At 63.8% G+C, this 16,644-nt stretch carries 16 protein-coding genes and 1 pseudogene; 14 read left to right on the top strand and 3 right to left on the bottom strand.

Going from position 1 to position 16,644, the window contains the following annotated elements; genetic code table 11:
- Positions 1-195: 195 nt before the first annotated feature.
- From ACZXDY_RS29395 to ACZXDY_RS29415, 5 genes are all read left to right on the top strand, one after another.
- Positions 196-750 carry a hypothetical protein gene (locus ACZXDY_RS29395; protein ID WP_464347905.1) on the top strand — a complete coding sequence of 185 codons (555 nt, stop codon included), beginning with the start codon at positions 196-198 and terminating at the stop codon, positions 748-750.
- Between the two features lie 216 nt (positions 751-966).
- Positions 967-1,935 carry an NAD(P)H-dependent flavin oxidoreductase gene (locus tag ACZXDY_RS29400; RefSeq protein WP_464347906.1) on the top strand — a complete coding sequence of 323 codons (969 nt, stop codon included), beginning with the start codon at positions 967-969 and terminating at the stop codon, positions 1,933-1,935.
- A 187-nt stretch (positions 1,936-2,122) separates the two neighbouring features.
- Positions 2,123-2,758, top strand: a complete 636-nt coding sequence (gene upp / locus ACZXDY_RS29405; protein WP_464347907.1) for a uracil phosphoribosyltransferase — start codon at positions 2,123-2,125, stop codon at positions 2,756-2,758.
- Between the two features lie 11 nt (positions 2,759-2,769).
- Positions 2,770-3,543: a thioesterase family protein gene (locus tag ACZXDY_RS29410; protein WP_464347908.1), complete on the top strand. Its 774-nt coding sequence runs from the start codon at positions 2,770-2,772 to the stop codon at positions 3,541-3,543.
- A gap of 221 nt (positions 3,544-3,764) precedes the next feature.
- Positions 3,765-5,786, top strand: coding sequence for an ATP-binding protein (locus tag ACZXDY_RS29415; protein WP_464347909.1), 2,022 nt, complete (start codon positions 3,765-3,767; stop codon positions 5,784-5,786).
- A gap of 144 nt (positions 5,787-5,930) precedes the next feature.
- On the opposite strand, the gene ACZXDY_RS29420 is transcribed toward ACZXDY_RS29415, so the two are convergent.
- The gene (locus tag ACZXDY_RS29420) at positions 5,931-7,493 is read right to left on the bottom strand and encodes an AMP-binding protein (protein ID WP_464347910.1); all 1,563 of its coding nucleotides are present in this window, start codon (positions 7,491-7,493) and stop codon (positions 5,931-5,933) included.
- Positions 7,494-7,604: 111 nt separating this feature from the next.
- Between ACZXDY_RS29420 and ACZXDY_RS29425 the strand changes: the two genes are divergently transcribed.
- The 4 genes from ACZXDY_RS29425 (at position 7,605) to ACZXDY_RS29440 (ending at position 10,614) form a co-directional block, all read left to right on the top strand.
- Positions 7,605-8,576 (top strand): NAD(P)H-dependent flavin oxidoreductase, encoded by a 972-nt coding sequence (locus ACZXDY_RS29425; RefSeq protein WP_464347911.1) that lies wholly within the window; start codon positions 7,605-7,607, stop codon positions 8,574-8,576.
- Between the two features lie 139 nt (positions 8,577-8,715).
- Positions 8,716-8,961: a hypothetical protein gene (locus ACZXDY_RS29430; RefSeq protein WP_028168688.1), complete on the top strand. Its 246-nt coding sequence runs from the start codon at positions 8,716-8,718 to the stop codon at positions 8,959-8,961.
- A 120-nt stretch (positions 8,962-9,081) separates the two neighbouring features.
- The gene (locus ACZXDY_RS29435; RefSeq protein ID WP_464347912.1) at positions 9,082-9,810 is read left to right on the top strand and encodes a hypothetical protein; all 729 of its coding nucleotides are present in this window, start codon (positions 9,082-9,084) and stop codon (positions 9,808-9,810) included.
- Between the two features lie 144 nt (positions 9,811-9,954).
- Positions 9,955-10,614 carry a hypothetical protein gene (locus ACZXDY_RS29440; protein WP_464347913.1) on the top strand — a complete coding sequence of 220 codons (660 nt, stop codon included), beginning with the start codon at positions 9,955-9,957 and terminating at the stop codon, positions 10,612-10,614.
- A 128-nt stretch (positions 10,615-10,742) separates the two neighbouring features.
- Here ACZXDY_RS29440 and ACZXDY_RS29445 read toward each other — a convergent pair whose 3' ends face one another.
- Entirely contained in the window at positions 10,743-11,045 is a 303-nt protein-coding gene (locus ACZXDY_RS29445; RefSeq protein WP_028168691.1) for a hypothetical protein, read from the bottom strand.
- A 112-nt stretch (positions 11,046-11,157) separates the two neighbouring features.
- A complete protein-coding gene (locus ACZXDY_RS29450; RefSeq protein WP_208824251.1) occupies positions 11,158-11,334 on the bottom strand; it encodes a hypothetical protein in 177 nt (58 codons plus the stop codon).
- A 333-nt stretch (positions 11,335-11,667) separates the two neighbouring features.
- Between ACZXDY_RS29450 and ACZXDY_RS29455 the strand changes: the two genes are divergently transcribed.
- The 5 genes and pseudogenes from ACZXDY_RS29455 to ACZXDY_RS29475 form a co-directional block, all read left to right on the top strand.
- Complete coding sequence (locus ACZXDY_RS29455) at positions 11,668-13,002, top strand: ABC transporter substrate-binding protein (protein ID WP_464347914.1); 1,335 nt, start codon at positions 11,668-11,670, stop codon at positions 13,000-13,002.
- A gap of 93 nt (positions 13,003-13,095) precedes the next feature.
- Positions 13,096-14,037, top strand: coding sequence for a carbohydrate ABC transporter permease (locus ACZXDY_RS29460; RefSeq protein WP_464347915.1), 942 nt, complete (start codon positions 13,096-13,098; stop codon positions 14,035-14,037).
- Positions 14,037-14,888 carry a carbohydrate ABC transporter permease gene (locus ACZXDY_RS29465; RefSeq protein WP_028168694.1) on the top strand — a complete coding sequence of 284 codons (852 nt, stop codon included), beginning with the start codon at positions 14,037-14,039 and terminating at the stop codon, positions 14,886-14,888. The genes ACZXDY_RS29460 and ACZXDY_RS29465 overlap by 1 nt, the downstream gene beginning before the upstream one ends.
- A gap of 15 nt (positions 14,889-14,903) precedes the next feature.
- Positions 14,904-15,995: an ABC transporter ATP-binding protein gene (locus ACZXDY_RS29470; RefSeq protein WP_028168695.1), complete on the top strand. Its 1,092-nt coding sequence runs from the start codon at positions 14,904-14,906 to the stop codon at positions 15,993-15,995.
- Between the two features lie 77 nt (positions 15,996-16,072).
- Positions 16,073-16,644, top strand: a pseudogene (locus ACZXDY_RS29475) (hypothetical protein); the annotation flags it as partial.

Here is a 16,644-nt window from a genome sequence, read left to right on the forward strand (position 1 = left end):
CTCTAACTCCTCATGGTGAGGAGGCGTGTAAGCGCCGTCTCCGGACGATGCTTCGCATCGCCTTGAGAACCATGAGGCCCCAACCGAGCCCGTGGCCCATCCCTCGAGACGCCGCTTGCGCGGCTCCTCGGGATGAGGGCGATAGGTGTGGCGTAAAGCGCTTTGCCGTGTCGTCGTCCTCGGTTACGCTTCGGCATGCGTGATCGAGTCGAGCTTTCGTTTCGCATCGGACCGCCCGTCGCCAAGGCGGCTGTTGTCGTGTCGACACTGATGCTCGCCTCCGATCTCGCTTTTTCGCAGGCCGCGCCTCCAATCTCGCTCGGTGTCCAGTCACAGCCCCAGCCGAACCAAGCTCCGCCACCCGCGCGTGAGGAGAACCCCGGCCTCATCAACGAGATCGGCAAGCTGTTCGAAAAGTCCAGGTCGATCCTGCCGTCCTTGAAGAGCCCGGGCGAGACCGTCGACGACCTCAACAACAGCGTCAGGGATGCGGGCGAGAACCTGTCTGCCCTCACAAGACCGTCATTGATCGTCACCGGCCGCGCGGCCTGCCTGGTGGCAGCCAACGGCGCGCCAGACTGCAAGGCCGGCGCCGACAGGCTCTGCCAGAGCAAGGGTTACAAGGAAGGCAAGAGCCTGGACACCGATGCCGCCGAGAAATGCTCGCCGATCGTGTTCCTGCCCGGCCACAAACGCAGGCCGAACGACTGCCGGACGGAAAATTTCGTCACGCGGGCGATCTGCCAGTAGTGCTGTAGCTCTCGTAGCCTGGGTGGAGCGCCAGCGTAACCCGGGTGCGCTCGGAGACAAGGACACAGGGGTCCCGGGTTACGCGTTCCGCTTCACCCGGGCTACGGCAGTAGCGCCAAGACGCAATACTTGACGCTGGAAAGATTGCGTTGCTGGTATGATGTCTGGCATCCTAAGCCGAGTCTCGCTTCCAAGTAGCTCGAAGGATTTTCCCTGATGTCCATGCCTGCGTTATTCAAGGGCCGTCTGTCGATTCCAGTGATCGGTGCGCCGCTGTTCATCATCTCCGTGCCTGATCTCGTGATCGCGCAGTGCAAGGCCGGTGTGGTCGGATCGTTTCCGGCGCTGAATGCGCGGCCGCCGGAGTTGCTCGACGAATGGCTGGGGCGCATCAAGGAAGAACTCGCGGCCTATGACAGGGCGCATCCGGAACGGCCCTCGGCGCCGTTCGCGGTCAATCAGATCGTGCACAAATCGAACAACCGGCTCGATCATGACCTCGCGCTTTGCGAGAAGCACAAGGTGCCGATGATCATCTCCTCACTCGGCGCGCGCGAGGAGCTCAATCAGGCCGTGCACAATTGGGGCGGCATCGTCTTCCACGACGTGATCAATCAGAAGTTCGCCCACAAGGCGATCGAGAAGGGCGCCGACGGCCTGATCCTGGTGGCGGCCGGCGCGGGCGGTCATGCCGGCACGCTGTCGCCGTTCCCCTTCGTTACGGAGACGCGGCAGTGGTTCGACGGCCCGATCGCGCTGTCGGGCGCGATGGGCAACGGCAAGGCGATCCGCGCCGCGCGCGTCCTCGGCGCCGACTTCGCCTATATCGGCTCGGCCTTCATCGCGACCAAAGAAGCGAACGCCGTCGAAGGCTACAAGAACATGATCACCGGCTCGGCCGCCGAAGACATCATCTATTCCAACCTGTTCACCGGCGTGCACGGCAATTACCTGAAGCCGTCGATCGTCGCCGCCGGCATGGACCCGGACAATCTGCCGACCTCCGATCCCTCCAAGATGAGCTTCGGCACCGACGCCTCCGGCGAGCGGGCGAAGCCGAAAGCCTGGAAGGAGATCTGGGGCTCGGGCCAGGGCGTCGGCAGCGTCGAAAAGATCGTGCCCGCCGCCGAACTGATCGCGCGCTTCAAGAAGGAATACGAGGAAGCCGTCGATCCGGCGTTGTGAACGCCTCGTTTGGCGCGGCGTCTTTCCTAGTCCGTCATGCCCGGGCTTGACCCGGGCATCCACGCTCTTCGGGAGTTTGCGGAGACGCGTGGATGGCGGGGTCAAGCCCGCCCATGACGGAGTGGGGCACCCGTCGCCGTCCGCACACCCTTGATGCAGCCATCACGCCTGTGCGACAAATACCGCCATGAGCGCCGCCGCCGTCAACGTCGTCAACCATCCGCTGGTACAGCACAAGCTTACGCTGATGCGCGAGCGTGACCGGTCGATCAAGAGTTTCCGGGAACTCGTGAACGAGGTCGGCATGCTGCTCTGCTACGAGGTGACGCGAGACCTGCCGCTCGAACTGGTCGACATCGAGACGCCGCTGATGCCGATGCGGGCGCCGATGATCGCAGGCAAGAAACTGACCTTCGCGCCGATCCTGCGCGCCGGCGTCGGCTTCCTGGACGGCATGCTCGCGCTGGTGCCGTCGGCGCGCGTGTCGCATATCGGGCTCTATCGCGATCCCGAGACGCTGGAAGCGGTGGAATATTTCTTCAAGGCGCCTCACGACCTGGCCGATCGCACCGCGATCCTGATGGACCCGATGCTGGCGACCGGCAATTCCGCCGTCGCCGGTGCGACACTGCTGAAGAAGCGTGGCGCACGTGACATCCGCTTCGTTTGCCTGCTGGCCGCTCCCGAGGGAATCGCTCATTTCCAGAAGGAGCATCCCGATGTGCCGCTCTGGACCGCGGCCATCGATGAGCGGTTGAACGACCACGGCTACATCCTGCCCGGCCTCGGCGATGCCGGCGATCGCATGTTCGGCACCAAATAGGCCCAGTTATCATGGACCCCATCTTCCGCGTTGACGGCAACAAGGTCGTCACCAGCCCGGATGCCGCCGGCCCCTGGCATCCGCAGATGCAGCACGGTTCCGCGCCCGCGGCGCTGGTGGTGTGGGCCGCCGAGTCCCTGCCGACGCCGCTGCCGATGCAGATCGCGCGCGTCACCATCGACCTGATGCGGCCGGTGCCGGTCGCGCCGCTCGCCATCGAGACCGAGATCTTGCGCGAGGGCCGCAAGATCCAGCTCTGCGGCGTGCGGCTGCTGGCCGAAGGTGTGCCTGTGGTCGCGGCCTCCGTGCTGCGGATCAAGTCGCAGGCACAGGCATTGCCGCCGGATGTCGTTGATCTGCCGCTCGGACTTCCCGGCCCCGATCAATCGACGTTCGAGCCTGCCGATAACGCCGGCAGCCCGTTCACCAAATGTATCTCGATGCGCGCCGCCCGCGGCCGCTTCGGCATGGTTGGTCCTGCCGCGATCTGGTTTCGCGTCGAGCGGCCGCTGATCGCGGGATCGCCGGTGTCGCAGGCCATGCGCGCGGTGGTCGCCGCCGATTTCAGTAACGGCACTTCGTCCGCGCTGGATTTCCGGGAGTGGACCTTCATCAATGCCGACCTCACCGTGAGCCTTTCGCGACAACCGGTCGGCGAGTGGATCCTGCTTGACGGCGAAAGCTGGATCGGCCCCGACGGGGCGGGGCTTGCGATGTCGCGTCTCGCCGACGAGCGCGGCTATTTCGGCCGCGCCGTGCAAAGCCTCGTAATCGAGAAGCGGTAGAGCAACGCGGCGAAAAATCGCTGCCTCACCTTGGAACGCTTCGAGGCCGGGCGAGTTTGGCACTCGTCGAGGGCCATCATGAAGCGCGTTGATTTAGCCGCCGGCGGACTGACGCTCGCTGCCAGGCAAGCGTCAGCCGTCGGCACTTCCTATCCTATTGCAGCCAAGTCCTTTTCAAGCCGGAGCGTGTTGTGAGGCCCGGTCCTTCCTCTGAGCGTGCGGTGGTCCTTGCCTCGAGCGAGCGTGAAGCGGTCGAGACTGCCTGCCTGATCCGCGACGCCGGCTACTACGCCAACATCTGCGGTGATCTCGCTGTGCTGAGGCGCGAGATCGCAAGCGGCGCCGGCCTTGCCGTCATTGCCGACGACGCGATCAAGGGGGCGGATTTGACCGACCTGACGCGATGGCTCAACGATCAGCCGGCATGGTCAGATTTCCCGATCGTGCTTCTGACCCAGGGCGGCAGCCTGGAGCGTGATCCGGGCGCGGTACGGCTCGGCAAGATCCTGGGCAATGTCACCTTCATCGAGCGCCCGTTTCATCCCACCACGCTTGCGAGCATCGTCGGCTCCGCGGTGCGTGGCCGGCGCCGCCAGTACCAGACCCGCGCCATTCTCGAAGATCTCACCGAGAGCGAGAGCCTGCTGCAGACCGCGCTGAATGCCGGCCAGCTCGGCGCGCTGGAATTGCATTTGCCGGAATTCGAGCTCGAGGCCTCGGACATCTGCAAGACCTATTTCGGGCGTCGCGCGAGCGAGCACTTCACCTATCCGGAGCTCCTCGACGCCGTACATCCCGACGACCGCGAGCGGCGACTTGGCGTCCTCGAGCAAAGCATCCGCACCGGCAAGCACTACGCGATCGAATACCGCGTGATCTGGCCGGACGGCTCGCAGCATTGGCTCGACGTGCGCGCCCGCGCCGTGCGGCGGCCCGACGGCAGTCTCAGGTCGCTGGTTGGCGTCTGCTCCGACATTACCTTGCGCAAGACCGCCGAGATCGAGCGCGAAAACCTGCTGGCGCAGCTCGCAGCCGAGCGCATTGCGCTTTCGGAATTGACGGCGACGCTGGAGCAGCGCGTCGAACAGCGTACCGCCGACCTCCTGAAAGAAGTCGCCGCGCGCGAAAAGGCGCAGGAGCAGCTCCGCCATGCGCAGAAGATGGAGATCGTCGGCCAGCTCACCGGTGGCATCGCCCATGACTTCAACAATCTGCTGATGGCGGTGATGGGCAATCTCGAACTCTTGCGCAAGCGTCTGCCGGGCGACCAGCGCCTGCATCGTCTCATCGACGGCGCAATGCAGGGGGCCGAGCGCGGCGCCTCGCTGACGCAGCGGCTGCTCGCCTTTGCCCGGCAGCAAGATCTGCGCGTGGTGCCGGTCGATCTGCGCGTCTTGATCCAGGGCATGAGCAATCTGCTCGAACGCTCGCTGGGGCCGCGGATCGCATTGCATCTTGATTTGCCCGAAGCCCTGCCGCCGGCGCGGATCGACGCCAACCAGCTCGAGCTTGCGATCCTCAATCTCGCGATCAACGCGCGCGATGCGATGCCCGATGGCGGCGCGATCGACATCAAGGTGTCGGAAGATCAGGCCGTGAAGGATCCGGCGCTCAAGCCGGGCAGGTATATCAGGCTGTCGGTGATCGATACCGGCACCGGGATGTCGCCGGAGATCCTGAAGCGCGCGATCGAGCCGTTCTTCTCGTCAAAGCCGCTCGGCAAGGGCACCGGGCTCGGACTGTCGATGGTGCATGGGCTCGCCGTGCAGCTCGGCGGCACGCTGCAGCTTTCCAGCATCGAAGGCCAGGGCACCACCGCAACGCTGATGCTGCCGGTTGCGACCGTACTGGCGGAAGCAGCGAGCCCGCAGCTGCCGTCGCGAAAGCTGGAGCGCTCCGCGGTGATCCTGTTCGTCGACGACGATCCCTTGATCGCGATGTCGACCACGGAGATGCTGGAGGATCTTGGCCATCGCGTGATCGGCGCCACCTCGGGCCTGCACGCGCTCGACATCCTGCGCAGCGAGCAGCCGCTCGATTTGATGATGACCGATCACGTCATGCCAGGAATGACCGGGCTCGAGCTCGCCGCCGCCACGCGAAAAGTGCGCCCGTCGCTGCCGATCCTGCTCGCCACCGGCTACGCCGAGCTGCCCGACGGCGTCCAGGTCGATTTGCCGCGATTGGCGAAGCCCTACCACCAGGACCAGTTGCGCGATCGGCTCGATCAATTGCTGCGATAAATGCCGCCTCAGCTCTCTCCGCGTCATTGCGAGCGAAGCGAAGCAATCCATGCCTCCGCACGGGAGAGCTGGATTGCTTCGTCGCTTCGCTCCTCGCAATGACGTCGCGTAGCGCCGCTCCGGTGGCCCGAAATGACGTCACGCCTATCCCACCATCCGCTCGCGGCCGGCCCAGAAGCTTGCCTTCAACACTTTCTTGTCGACCTTGCCGACGGCGGTCATCGGCAATTCCTTGACGAAGCGGATCTGCTTCGGGGCATGCGCCGAGCCTTTCTTCGCTTTCACCAGGTTGATCAGCTCATCGGCATCCGGCCGCGCGCCGTCGCGGGCGACGATGACAGCGGTGACCGCTTCGCCCCATTTGTCGTCGGGCACGCCGACGACCGCGACCATCGCGACATCAGCATGCTGCGACAGCACGTCCTCGACCTCGCGCGGGAAGATGTTGAAGCCGCCGGAGACGATCATGTCCTTCTTGCGGTCCAAGATGTACATGTAGCCGCGCTCGTCGGCGCGGGCGATGTCGCCGGTATGCAGCCAGCCGTTCTTCAGTGTCTCCGCTGTCGTGTCGGGCCGCTTCCAGTATTCCGCCATCACATGCGGCGCGCGCACGCAGATCTCGCCAGCTTCGCCGGCTCTGACCTCCTCGTCATTGTCATCAAGGATCTTCACGTCGCAGACCGCGATCGGGAAGCCGCAGGACAGGAGGAGCTCGGGCGTCTTCGGATCGTGGTCGGCCTTGCGCAGCACCGAGACCGGATAGCATTCGGTCTGGCCGTAGAGCTGCGAGAACACCGGCCCGATCCGCTCGATGCCTTCGACCAGCCGGCTCGGCGACATCGCCGAGGCGCCATAAAGCAACAGTTCGAGCGAGGAGAGATCGGTCTTATCAAGCGCGGGATGATCGAGCAGCACATAGATCATGGTCGGCACGAACAGCGTGAAGTTGATCTTCTCCCGCTCGATCGTCTTGAACACGGCCTCGGGATCAAAACCTTTGAGCGTGTGCACGGTGCCGCCGCGCATCAGCGTCGGCAGCACCTTGGTGCCGGCAACGTGGCTGATCGGCGCCACCGTGAGATAGCGCGGCGTGTCGGGGATCTCGAAGTCGGCGAGGATCGCGCCGGCGAAGCCGCCATATTCGCGGTGATAACGCAGCGCGCCCTTGGATTTGCCTGTCGTGCCGCCGGTATAGTTCAGCGTCGCGACGTCGTCCGGTCCGGCCAGGCAGCGCGCGGTGACGTGTCCCGCCTGCTCGATCGCCTGCAACAGGTCGATGCCGTAATCGGCCGGGCCCAGGGTAAACACGGTTTTGATCTTCGTAGCCTTCGTTGCGAGGTCGCCGCCGCGGTCGCGGAAGGTCGCGGCATCGATGATCAGCATCTGCGCGTCCGAATCCTCGATCTGGAAGAGCTGGTCGTCCAGTGATCCCAAGGGATGCAGCCAGGTGATCGCAAGTCGCGCGAGCTGCGCGGCGACGCCGGCACACCAGGCGTCGGCGCGGTTGGCGCTCAGCAGCGCGGCGCGGGTGCCGGGCGCGAAGCCGAGCCGCATGAACACGTTCTGGATCCGCCCGATCAGGTCGGTCGCGCCCTGGTAGGTGATCGATCCATCAGGCCAGCTAAAGGCCGTGCGCGATGGATAGCGTGCCAGCGCCCGCAGCGTCTGTTCGCATACCGGTGGAAACGCATGGAGCGGATGGCTCATCTGAAAGATTCCTCCCTGCCGATTTTGTGTCTGGCATTTCTTCGTGCCAATGTTGACGATGACGCTAGCACAACAAGGAAGCGGCTCAAGCCGGGAGAGGGAAGGAACGCCTTGCCGTCGGACAACTTTCGCTCGCGCGTTCGCGAACGCCTCGCGCTGCCGCTGATTGCGGCGCCGATGTTTCTGGTCTCCGGCGTCGAGCTGGTGGTCGCCGCCTGCCGCAATGGCGTGATCGGTTCGTTCCCCACGGTGAATTGCCGCGAGACGGAACAGCTCGATCAGTGGCTCGCCGAGATCGAAGATCGATTGCAGCGTCATTCCGACGCGAGCGGGAAGACGGCCGCGCCGATCTGTCCGAACCTGATCGTGCATCGCTCCAACGCGCGGCTGCCGCAGGATCTGGAGGTGCTGCTGCGTCACAAGCCGGAGATGGTCATCACCTCGGTCGGCTCGCCCACGCCTGTACTGGCACCGCTGCATGATATAGGCGCGCTGGTGTTCGCCGACGTCGCATCGATCCGCCATGCCGAGCGCGCGGTCGAGGCCGGCGCCGACGGATTGGTGCTGCTCACCGCGGGCGCGGGCGGGCAGACCGGCTGGCTCAATCCGTTCGTGTTCGTGCGCGCGGTCCGTGCCTTTTTCGATGGTCCGATCGTGCTCGCCGGCGGCATCTCAGACGGCCACGCCCTCCGCGCCGCCGAAGCGCTCGGCTGCGACCTCGCTTATATGGGCACCAAATTCATCGCTACGCGCGAGAGCATGGCAGACGAGCGCTACAAGCAGATGCTGGTCGCAAGCGGCGCCGACGACATCCTGCTCACCACCGCTTTCACCGGTTTGCAGACCAACATGCTGCGGTCCTCGATCGAAGCCGCCGGCCTCGACCCGGACAATCTGCCGCAGCGCGGGGCCATCGACATCGGCAAGGATATCGACATCGGCGCCCGCCCCAAGCGCTGGCGCGACATCTGGAGCGCCGGCCATTCGGTCTCCGGCGTGACTGACGTGCTCGCGGTGGATGAACTGGTTGCGCGGACGGTTGAGGAATATCGTGCAGCGGCGCGCCGTATCGAGCTCTCCTAGCTGGTACCCATCCTGCCGTCCGGCTCGCAACCCTGTGTTCACCATTTAACCCGGCCTTAACCACGTTCGCCCCAACAATAGCTGCGCAGGACAGCCCGCCGCCACGGCCGGGCTGGCGCAAGACCAAAGGGGATGCGACGTGCTTCTTGAGGCCTCTCTCACCAAAACCCCCGCGACCCTTGATGAGCTTCGGACCCGTGTCCGCCACGCCTTGCAGCGCCATCCGCTCTGCCGAAACGTCGAATTCGACGTCGTCAGGATGCCCCGCACCCGGCGGACCAACTGGACCATCAGCCTGCATTCGGTCTCAGGGTCCGCGCTGTTCGAGGCCCATGACATCGTCGCCGACATCCAGGAAGCCTATGAACTGGCCGTCGCGGCCTGATTTTCGCTGGCTTGGATACGATTTTTTCGGCCTTTTCCCGCCTTGGCGGTTCCGAGGGCATGCTAACGCCGCAATTGGCGTTCAATTTCAAAGGGTAATCCGGCCGGGATGGAGACGTCGTTGACCAGGGCCATGACCATCATCGCGCTGACCTGCTTCCTCGTGGTCGGCGCCGCCGCCACCAGCATTTTGAGCCGTGACAGCGTGCCGATGCCGCGCAGTGTCGCGGAGGACGCCGCGCCCGTTCATCCCGTCTCCAACAAGGAGAGCAAGAAGGATCGTCTGGCGGTGGTGGCCTACGCGCTCGCCGCCTATGAGCCGCAGCCGCAGACCCCGGCGCAGGCGCAGCTTCAGGCCCAGGCCCAGGCTGCCATCCCGGATCTCACGGCCTCGCTGCGCCAGGCCTATGCCTCGGCCGAGCCGGCCGATGTGGGACTGCCGAAATTGACCGAGCCCCCCGTGAACCAGCCGGCAACCGCCCAGCCGGCTACGCCGGCGGCCCCCGCCAAGCCGAAGGCGGTGGCCAAGCCCGCGCCGCAGAAGAACTACGCGCTGCTCAGCGACGCGCAGATCGCCGGCATCAAGGATCGGCTGAAGCTGACCTCGTCGCAGGAATATTACTGGCCGGCGGTCGAGACCGCGCTCCGCGCCGTCGCCCGCAAGATCCACCAGAAGCGCCAAGCCGATCCGAACGCGACCGGCGTGCCGATCGATCCGGACTCCGACGAAGTGCAGCAATTGAAATCGGCGGCAATGCCGCTCCTGTTCCAGCTCCGCGAAGACCAGAAGAACGAAGTCCGCTCGCTCGCCCGCGTCATCGGCCTGGAAAAAGTCGCCGCGATGATCTGAGCGCGCCACTTCGCCCTCGCGCCTTCTGCAATCTCCTTCATCCGCGACGTTGCGCTTGGTCGCGCAGGTTTTTCGTCGCGCGGGTTCCGCAGGAACATCGCTTCCGCTCGCACGTTGCTCGCGGCGTAGGAGAGGGAGCCCGTCATGCGCACAACGACCGCATTTTTTGCGGGGGTCGGAACTGTGGTCATCGCGATCGCCGTTGGCCTCGGCGGCGGCATGGTGATCTCGAACATCGTAAGCCCGCATCAGCCAAAGGCAGGCGCCGAGCTGACAAAGCTCGAGCGGCGCGCGGCGGAGCCTGTCGCGACATCGAATGCACCGGCTGAGCCGGTACCCTATCTTGCAGCGACCCGGGCCGCCGCGACCAATCCGGTCGTCGTCGATCCCGCGCCGCAAGCGCCGCCGCAGCAGGCCGAGCCGGCGCAGCAAACCAACACCACTCCAACCAACGCGGCGTCGAGCGAGCCGGAGCGCGGTCCCAATGCATCTGCGCAGCCTGCAGCCAACGCACAGCCGTCGGCGCAAACCGCCGCGCGCACTTCGTCGGCTTCTTCCGGCGACGCGCTGGCAAGAGCACGCGACGCCGAATCCAAGCGTGACGCCCGCCGTGTCGAGCAGCGGCGCAAGGCGGAGCGCCGACAGCAATGGGCTGAGCGTCGCCGCGTCCGCGAGCCGCGCGATGACGAACTGCGCGACGTCGAGCGCAGCGTCAGGGAAGATACCGAGCGGTCACGCGTCTTGGAGGCCGAACCGGTAAGCGTCGGGACGCCGAGGATCAGGCTGTTCGGCGACGAGGATTAGAGCGCTTTCGAGCAAAGTGGACACCGGTTCGCGCGAAGAAAACCCGTCAAAACAAGAATCCAGAGCTTCGGTTCTGATTCCATCAGAACCGAAAATGCTCTCTAGTCTGGCAGTCGAGCGATCTGCGATTAATGCAGCAAGTCGTACGCCGCGACGCGATTGATGTCGGCCAGGCGCCGATCGGCATTTGCCTCAAGGTCGAGGCTTCCAACCAGCTCGAGCAGACGCTGATAGGCATGGTCCGCGATATCAACGGGCAGAGGCTCTTCATCGAAGGTTTCGATATAGCCACCAACGAGATCGCTCAGCAGCCGGCACAAGGCCTGCTGCCCGGGCTCGTCCTTCACCAACGCGTCAAGTTTTTGTTGGAAGTTTCGGAAGGTTCGCAAGCCATGGTGTTGTTGCGAGAGCCATGCATGCAAGTCGTTCATATCAGCCTCTTCATGCTACGGAAGAAGCTACCGGCTTATACACGCGGCCGGCTCCTGGCGCCATCGCAATTTTTTTGCGCTGCGGCCCTTGAAGAAGACGGAACAGGCAACTTCAATTTTCGTTGCGCCAGCCTCCCAACAGGAAAACTCTGCGCGGTCTGCGATTTGCTCCCGCCTGCGCCTGGACGTCGGTGAGATCGACGCTGCTTCGCTTCATCAGGACCTTGGCGATGATTCCGATCACGACGAAGGGCGCGACGTAGATCGCGAACACCTCGAGTGCGCGCATGGCACCGCTCCACATGATTGCGGACCCGACCATTATAGCACAGGGCGTTTTTTCATGTCGGCAAAGCAAGCTGCGCTGCGCTGACGCATGGATTGCCGGAACGGTGCAGTGCGGAAGACTGCGCGGCAGAGCCGCCGCCATCCCGGCTTAATGCCGGTTCGGGCGAGCTTCCGCCCACCTCGCCGATATCGAAATTGCGCAGGCGTGCTAATATCTCCAGTTCTTCGCGCCCAAGTATTCTTTACGCCCGAGTATTTTCGGTAACGTCTCTTGGGTGACGTCTGCATGCAAAGAGGAGAATTCAACTTAACGAAATAACAGGGAGGACAGATCATGGCTCGCATAAGTCGGCGTAAGCTTCTGAAGCTTTCCGGCGGTGGTGCGGTGGCGGCGAGGACTGGGGGACTGGCGTCAATCATTGCCCTGAAGCAGGCGCCCGCCTACGGACAGGCAACGACGATTCACTGGCTGCGCTGGAACGATTTCGTTCCTGCCTCGGACGAGTTGCTCCGCAAGGTGATCGTTCCCGAATGCGCCAAGGCGCTCGGCATCAAGCTCAACATCGAGATGATCAACGGCAACGACATCCAGGCCCGCACCACCTCGGCGATTCAATCCGGCACCGGACCGGACGTGATCTGCGCGCTCAACAACTGGGCGCAGCTCTATCCCGAGAGCGTCGTCGACGTCAGCGATGTGGCGGAGGAGATCGGCCAGGCGCAGGGCGGCTTCTACGAGGAATCACGCGTCGTCGCCAATGACGGCAAGAAATGGATCGCGGTCCCCTGGTGCGTGCTCGGCGCGCAACTGGCGTACCGCAAGTCCTGGTTTGCGGAGATCGGCTACGACGCGCCGAAGTTCCCGCAAACCTGGGAGGAATATCGCGAGGCCGGCAAGAAGCTCAAGGCGAAGGGCCGGCCGCTGGGGCAGACGGTCGGCCACAGCTTCGGCGACCCGCCGACCTATGCCTATCCGTATCTTTGGTCATGGGGCGGCAAGGAGGTCGAAGCGGACGGCAAGACGGTGACGCTGAACTCCAAGGCGACGGTCGATTCCGTCAACTTCGCCGTCGGCTTCTGGAACGACGCCTATGACGAGGGTGGGCTCGCCTGGGACGATACCAGCAACAACCGGGCCTTCCTCGCAGGCACGATCAGCTCCACGCTGAACGGCGCCTCGATCTATATCGAGGCCAAGCGCAAGCCCCAGGTCTATCTGACCGAAACCGGCGCCCCGCTCTGGCAGGACATCCTGCACTCGCCGCTGCCCAAGGGCGCCGCCGGTCAGTTCGGCTATCACCTGCCGATGTCCAACATGCTGATGAAGTATGTGAAGGACCCAAAGCCCGGCAAGGAGTTCCTGCGCTGGATCACCTCCAAGCCGGTCTATCAGGCGTGGTTCGACTCGCAGCAGGGCTATTCCGTCGGGGCCACCACGGTTTGGGAGCAGGACAAGCTCTGGGACAACGACCCCGTGATGCTGCCATTCCGCACCGCGGCGCGGGCCGGGCGTTTCCCCGGCTACGCCGGTCCGGCCGATCGGCGCGCAGCCGAGGTGCTGAGCAAGTACATCATGGTCGACATGACCGCAAAGGCGATACAGGGCATGCCGCCGCAAGACGCGGTGAAATGGGCGCACGATGAGGTGGCGAGGATTTATGGCGCTTGAAGCCGCTTCTTCCGCGCGCTAGGTTTTGCTCTCTCGCCTCGGTGCTGCGGCCCGCGGCCGCAGCGCTCCGGCAGTCGCTCGGAGAATCGCGCGATGGCCGTCGACTATGTCGCCGCCGCCAAACCCTATGTGGCCGCGCCGCGCCGCGGGCCGGTTACGCGAGTTCTTGAGAACGAGCGCTGGTTCGCGTTCTTTCTGCTGCTGCCGACCGCGGTATTGCTCGGCCTCTTCATCGCCTATCCCTTCGTCAAGGGCGTGCTGCTGGCGGTGACCGACGCCAAGGTCGGCGTGCCCGGAAATTTCGTCGGACTGCAGAATTTCGCGGTGCTGATGAACGACAGCATCTTCCGCATCGCGGTCTGGAACACCATCCTCTACACGGCGGTGACGACGATCTTCAAGCTGGCGCTCGGCCTATGGCTTGCCCTGCTGCTCAACCGCCATTTCAGGGCAAAGGCCCTGACGCGCGCCTTCATCCTGTTGCCCTTCATCATCCCGACCGTGCTCTCGACCTTCGCGTGGAAGTGGATGTTCGATCCGACTTTCAGCGTCATCAACTGGACGCTCTTTCACCTCGGCATCATCCGCACCCGCATCAATTGGCTCGGCGACCCCCAACTTGCCCTGATCTCGGTGATGATCGTCAATGTCTGGCGCGGCGTGCCGTTTTACGCAATCAGCCTGCTCGCCGGATTGCAGACCATCAGTCCGGAGCTCGCCGAGGCGGCCGCGATTGACGGAGCGCGGCCCTGGCAGCGCTTCCGCTACATCACCTGGCCCTTGCTGCTGCCCGTCACCATGGTTGTGGTGCTGTTCTCGGTGATCCAGACATTCGCCGATTTCCAGCTCGTCTACATCCTGACCGGCGGCGGACCGGCCAACGCCACGCAGCTCTTCGCCACCTACGCCTATCAGATCGGCGTCGGCACGGGTCTGTTGGGCGAGGGCGCGGCGATATCGCTCGCCATGTTCCCGGTGTTGCTCGTCGTCGTCGTCGTGCAGCTGCTCTACATCCGACGCGTGGAGACACTCTGATGATAGAGGGCGCGCGCTGGCGTCGTTGGGTCTTCTTCAATCTCCCGCTCGCGCTGTTCGTGATCGGGCTGCTGTTTCCGTTCTATTGGATGATGGTGACGACGGTGCGCCCGGACGCCGAGCTCTATCGTCCCTGGATGGCGCCGAACTACACGCCGTTCTGGACGCTCAATCCGACCCTTGACCATATCCGCTATCTCCTGGACGAGACGCTGTTCAATAGGTGGATGTTGAACACCTTCTTCATTTCGGTGCTGGCCACGGTGATCTCGCTGTTCTGCGGGCTCCTCGCCGGTTACGCGCTCTCCCGGCTCAAATTTCCGTTCGCCGGCAGCTTAGGGACCGGAATCTTCATCACCTATCTCGTGCCGCAGACACTGCTGTTCATTCCGCTCGCCGATATCATCCGCAACTTCCGCCTCGGCGATACGCCCTGGGCGCTCGTTCTCACATACCCCACCTTCCTCATCCCGTTTTGCACCTGGCTGCTGATGGGCTACTTCAAGGCGATCCCACGCGAACTTGAGGAATGTGCGCGCATCGACGGCGCGACCCGCTGGCAAGCGATGGTCTACATCGTCTTTCCGGTCGCCGTGCCCGGCATCCTCTCGGCCGGAATCTTCGCCTTCACGCTGTCGTGGAACGAGTTCATCTATGCCCTCGTCTTCCTGTCCTCGCCGGAGCAGAAGACGGTCTCCGTCGGCATCACCTCGGAGCTGGTCCGCGGCGACGTATTCTACTGGGGCTCGCTGATGGCCGGCGCCCTGCTCGGCTCGGTGCCGGTGGCGCTGATCTATTCCTTCTTCGTCGAGTACTACGTTGCCGGCATCACCGGGTCCGTCAAAGGGTGAGCCAAAGGGTGAGCCATGTCTCGGGTCATCATACGGAGCTTGAACAAGAGGTTTGACGGAGTCCATGCCGTCAAGGATGTCAATCTTGATATCCACGACAAGGAATTCGTGGTGCTCGTCGGTCCCTCGGGCTGCGGCAAAACCACGACGCTCCGCATGGTGGCTGGGCTCGAATCGATCACTTCGGGCGAGATCATGATCGGTGACCGCATTGTCAACGAGCTGCCGCCGATGGACCGCGACATCGCCATGGTGTTCCAGAACTACGCCCTTTATCCGCACATGAGCGTCTACGACAACATGGCGTTCGGCCTGAAGATGCGCGGGTTCGATCGCACCGAGATATCTAACCGCGTGAAGGCCGCAGCCGAAATCCTCGGCATAGAGGAACAGTTGCAACGCAAGCCGCGGCAGCTCTCCGGCGGCCAGCGGCAGCGCGTCGCCTTGGGCCGCGCCATCGTTCGGCATCCGCAGGTGTTCCTGTTCGACGAGCCGCTGTCGAACCTCGACGCCAAGCTGCGCATCCAGATGCGGGTGGAGATCAAGAAGATCCACGTCCGCCTCGGCACCACCGCGATCTACGTCACCCACGACCAGGTCGAAGCGATGACGCTCGGCGATCGCGTGGTCGTCATGAAGGATGGTCTCGTTCAGCAGGTGGGCGAACCGCTGGAACTCTACAACGAGCCCGCCAACCGTTTCGTCGCAGGCTTCATCGGCTCGCCAGCCATGAACTTCGCGACGGTGGAAATGGCTGATACCGAGGGTGCGCTCTGGGCCCGCCATGAAGGCATCCGCATCAAGCTGCCGGCCGCCATCGCAGGCCGGCTCCGGCCGCATGTCGGAGAGAATGTCACGCTCGGCATCCGGCCGGAGGATCTGCGCGTCGCATCCGGCAGCGAGGAGGCGGATCTCAGCTTCGATGCCGTGGTCGAGGTCATTGAGAAGCTCGGCTCCCAGATTCTCCTCGACGTCAGGGTCGGTCCCAACACGATGGTGGCCGCAGTCGAACCGACCGTCAAAGCGAAAGTCCACGACCGTCTTCGCCTCGCACTGAATCCTGACCGGCTGTACTTCTTCGACCGCGTGTCGCAGGCGGCAATCTGATGTTGTGTGCCACCTCGTACACTGCTGGGTTGTAAGGACTATTCGCCGGATCGCCTTTGACAGGCTGGTGGTGGAACATGAAGGACATACTCGTTTTCCTGTCTCCGTCGCGCAGAGATGACCTCTCGAGCGGAGCGCATTGTGCGATCGCCCTGGCTCGCATGTATGGCGCGCATCTATCTGCATTGATTGCAGATGTAGAGACCGACCTCCGCGACTTGCCGCCTGAACCGGACATTCGGCAGGTCGGGAGTCCTGCCGCCAGGCCAGCAACGTCAAGTGAACGGGTGGCACGAACGGCGGAGCTCGTTCAGTCCGCTGCGACAGCTGCAAACGTATCGTGTGACATTCTGCAGGCCGAAAACCAGTCCCTCTCGCTTCGCGAACGAATGATCCATTGCACCCAGGTGCACGACGTCCTGGTGATCGATGTGCGCGGATCATTTGATGCGCCTCGCAAAGAACTGGTCGAGGCCGCCCTGTTTGCGAGTGGTCGGCCAATTGTCTTCGTGCCACCAAACACCCCTGTGCTCGCAAAAGACCGGATTGTCGTTGCATGGGACGGAACACGTTCGGCAGTTCGTGCAGTGCACGACGCCTTGCCCCTTCTCGCTCAGGCGCGTGAGGTGCTCGTCGTATCGGTCATTGA

The sequence above is a fragment of the Bradyrhizobium sp. LeoB3 genome (genome assembly GCF_055456055.1).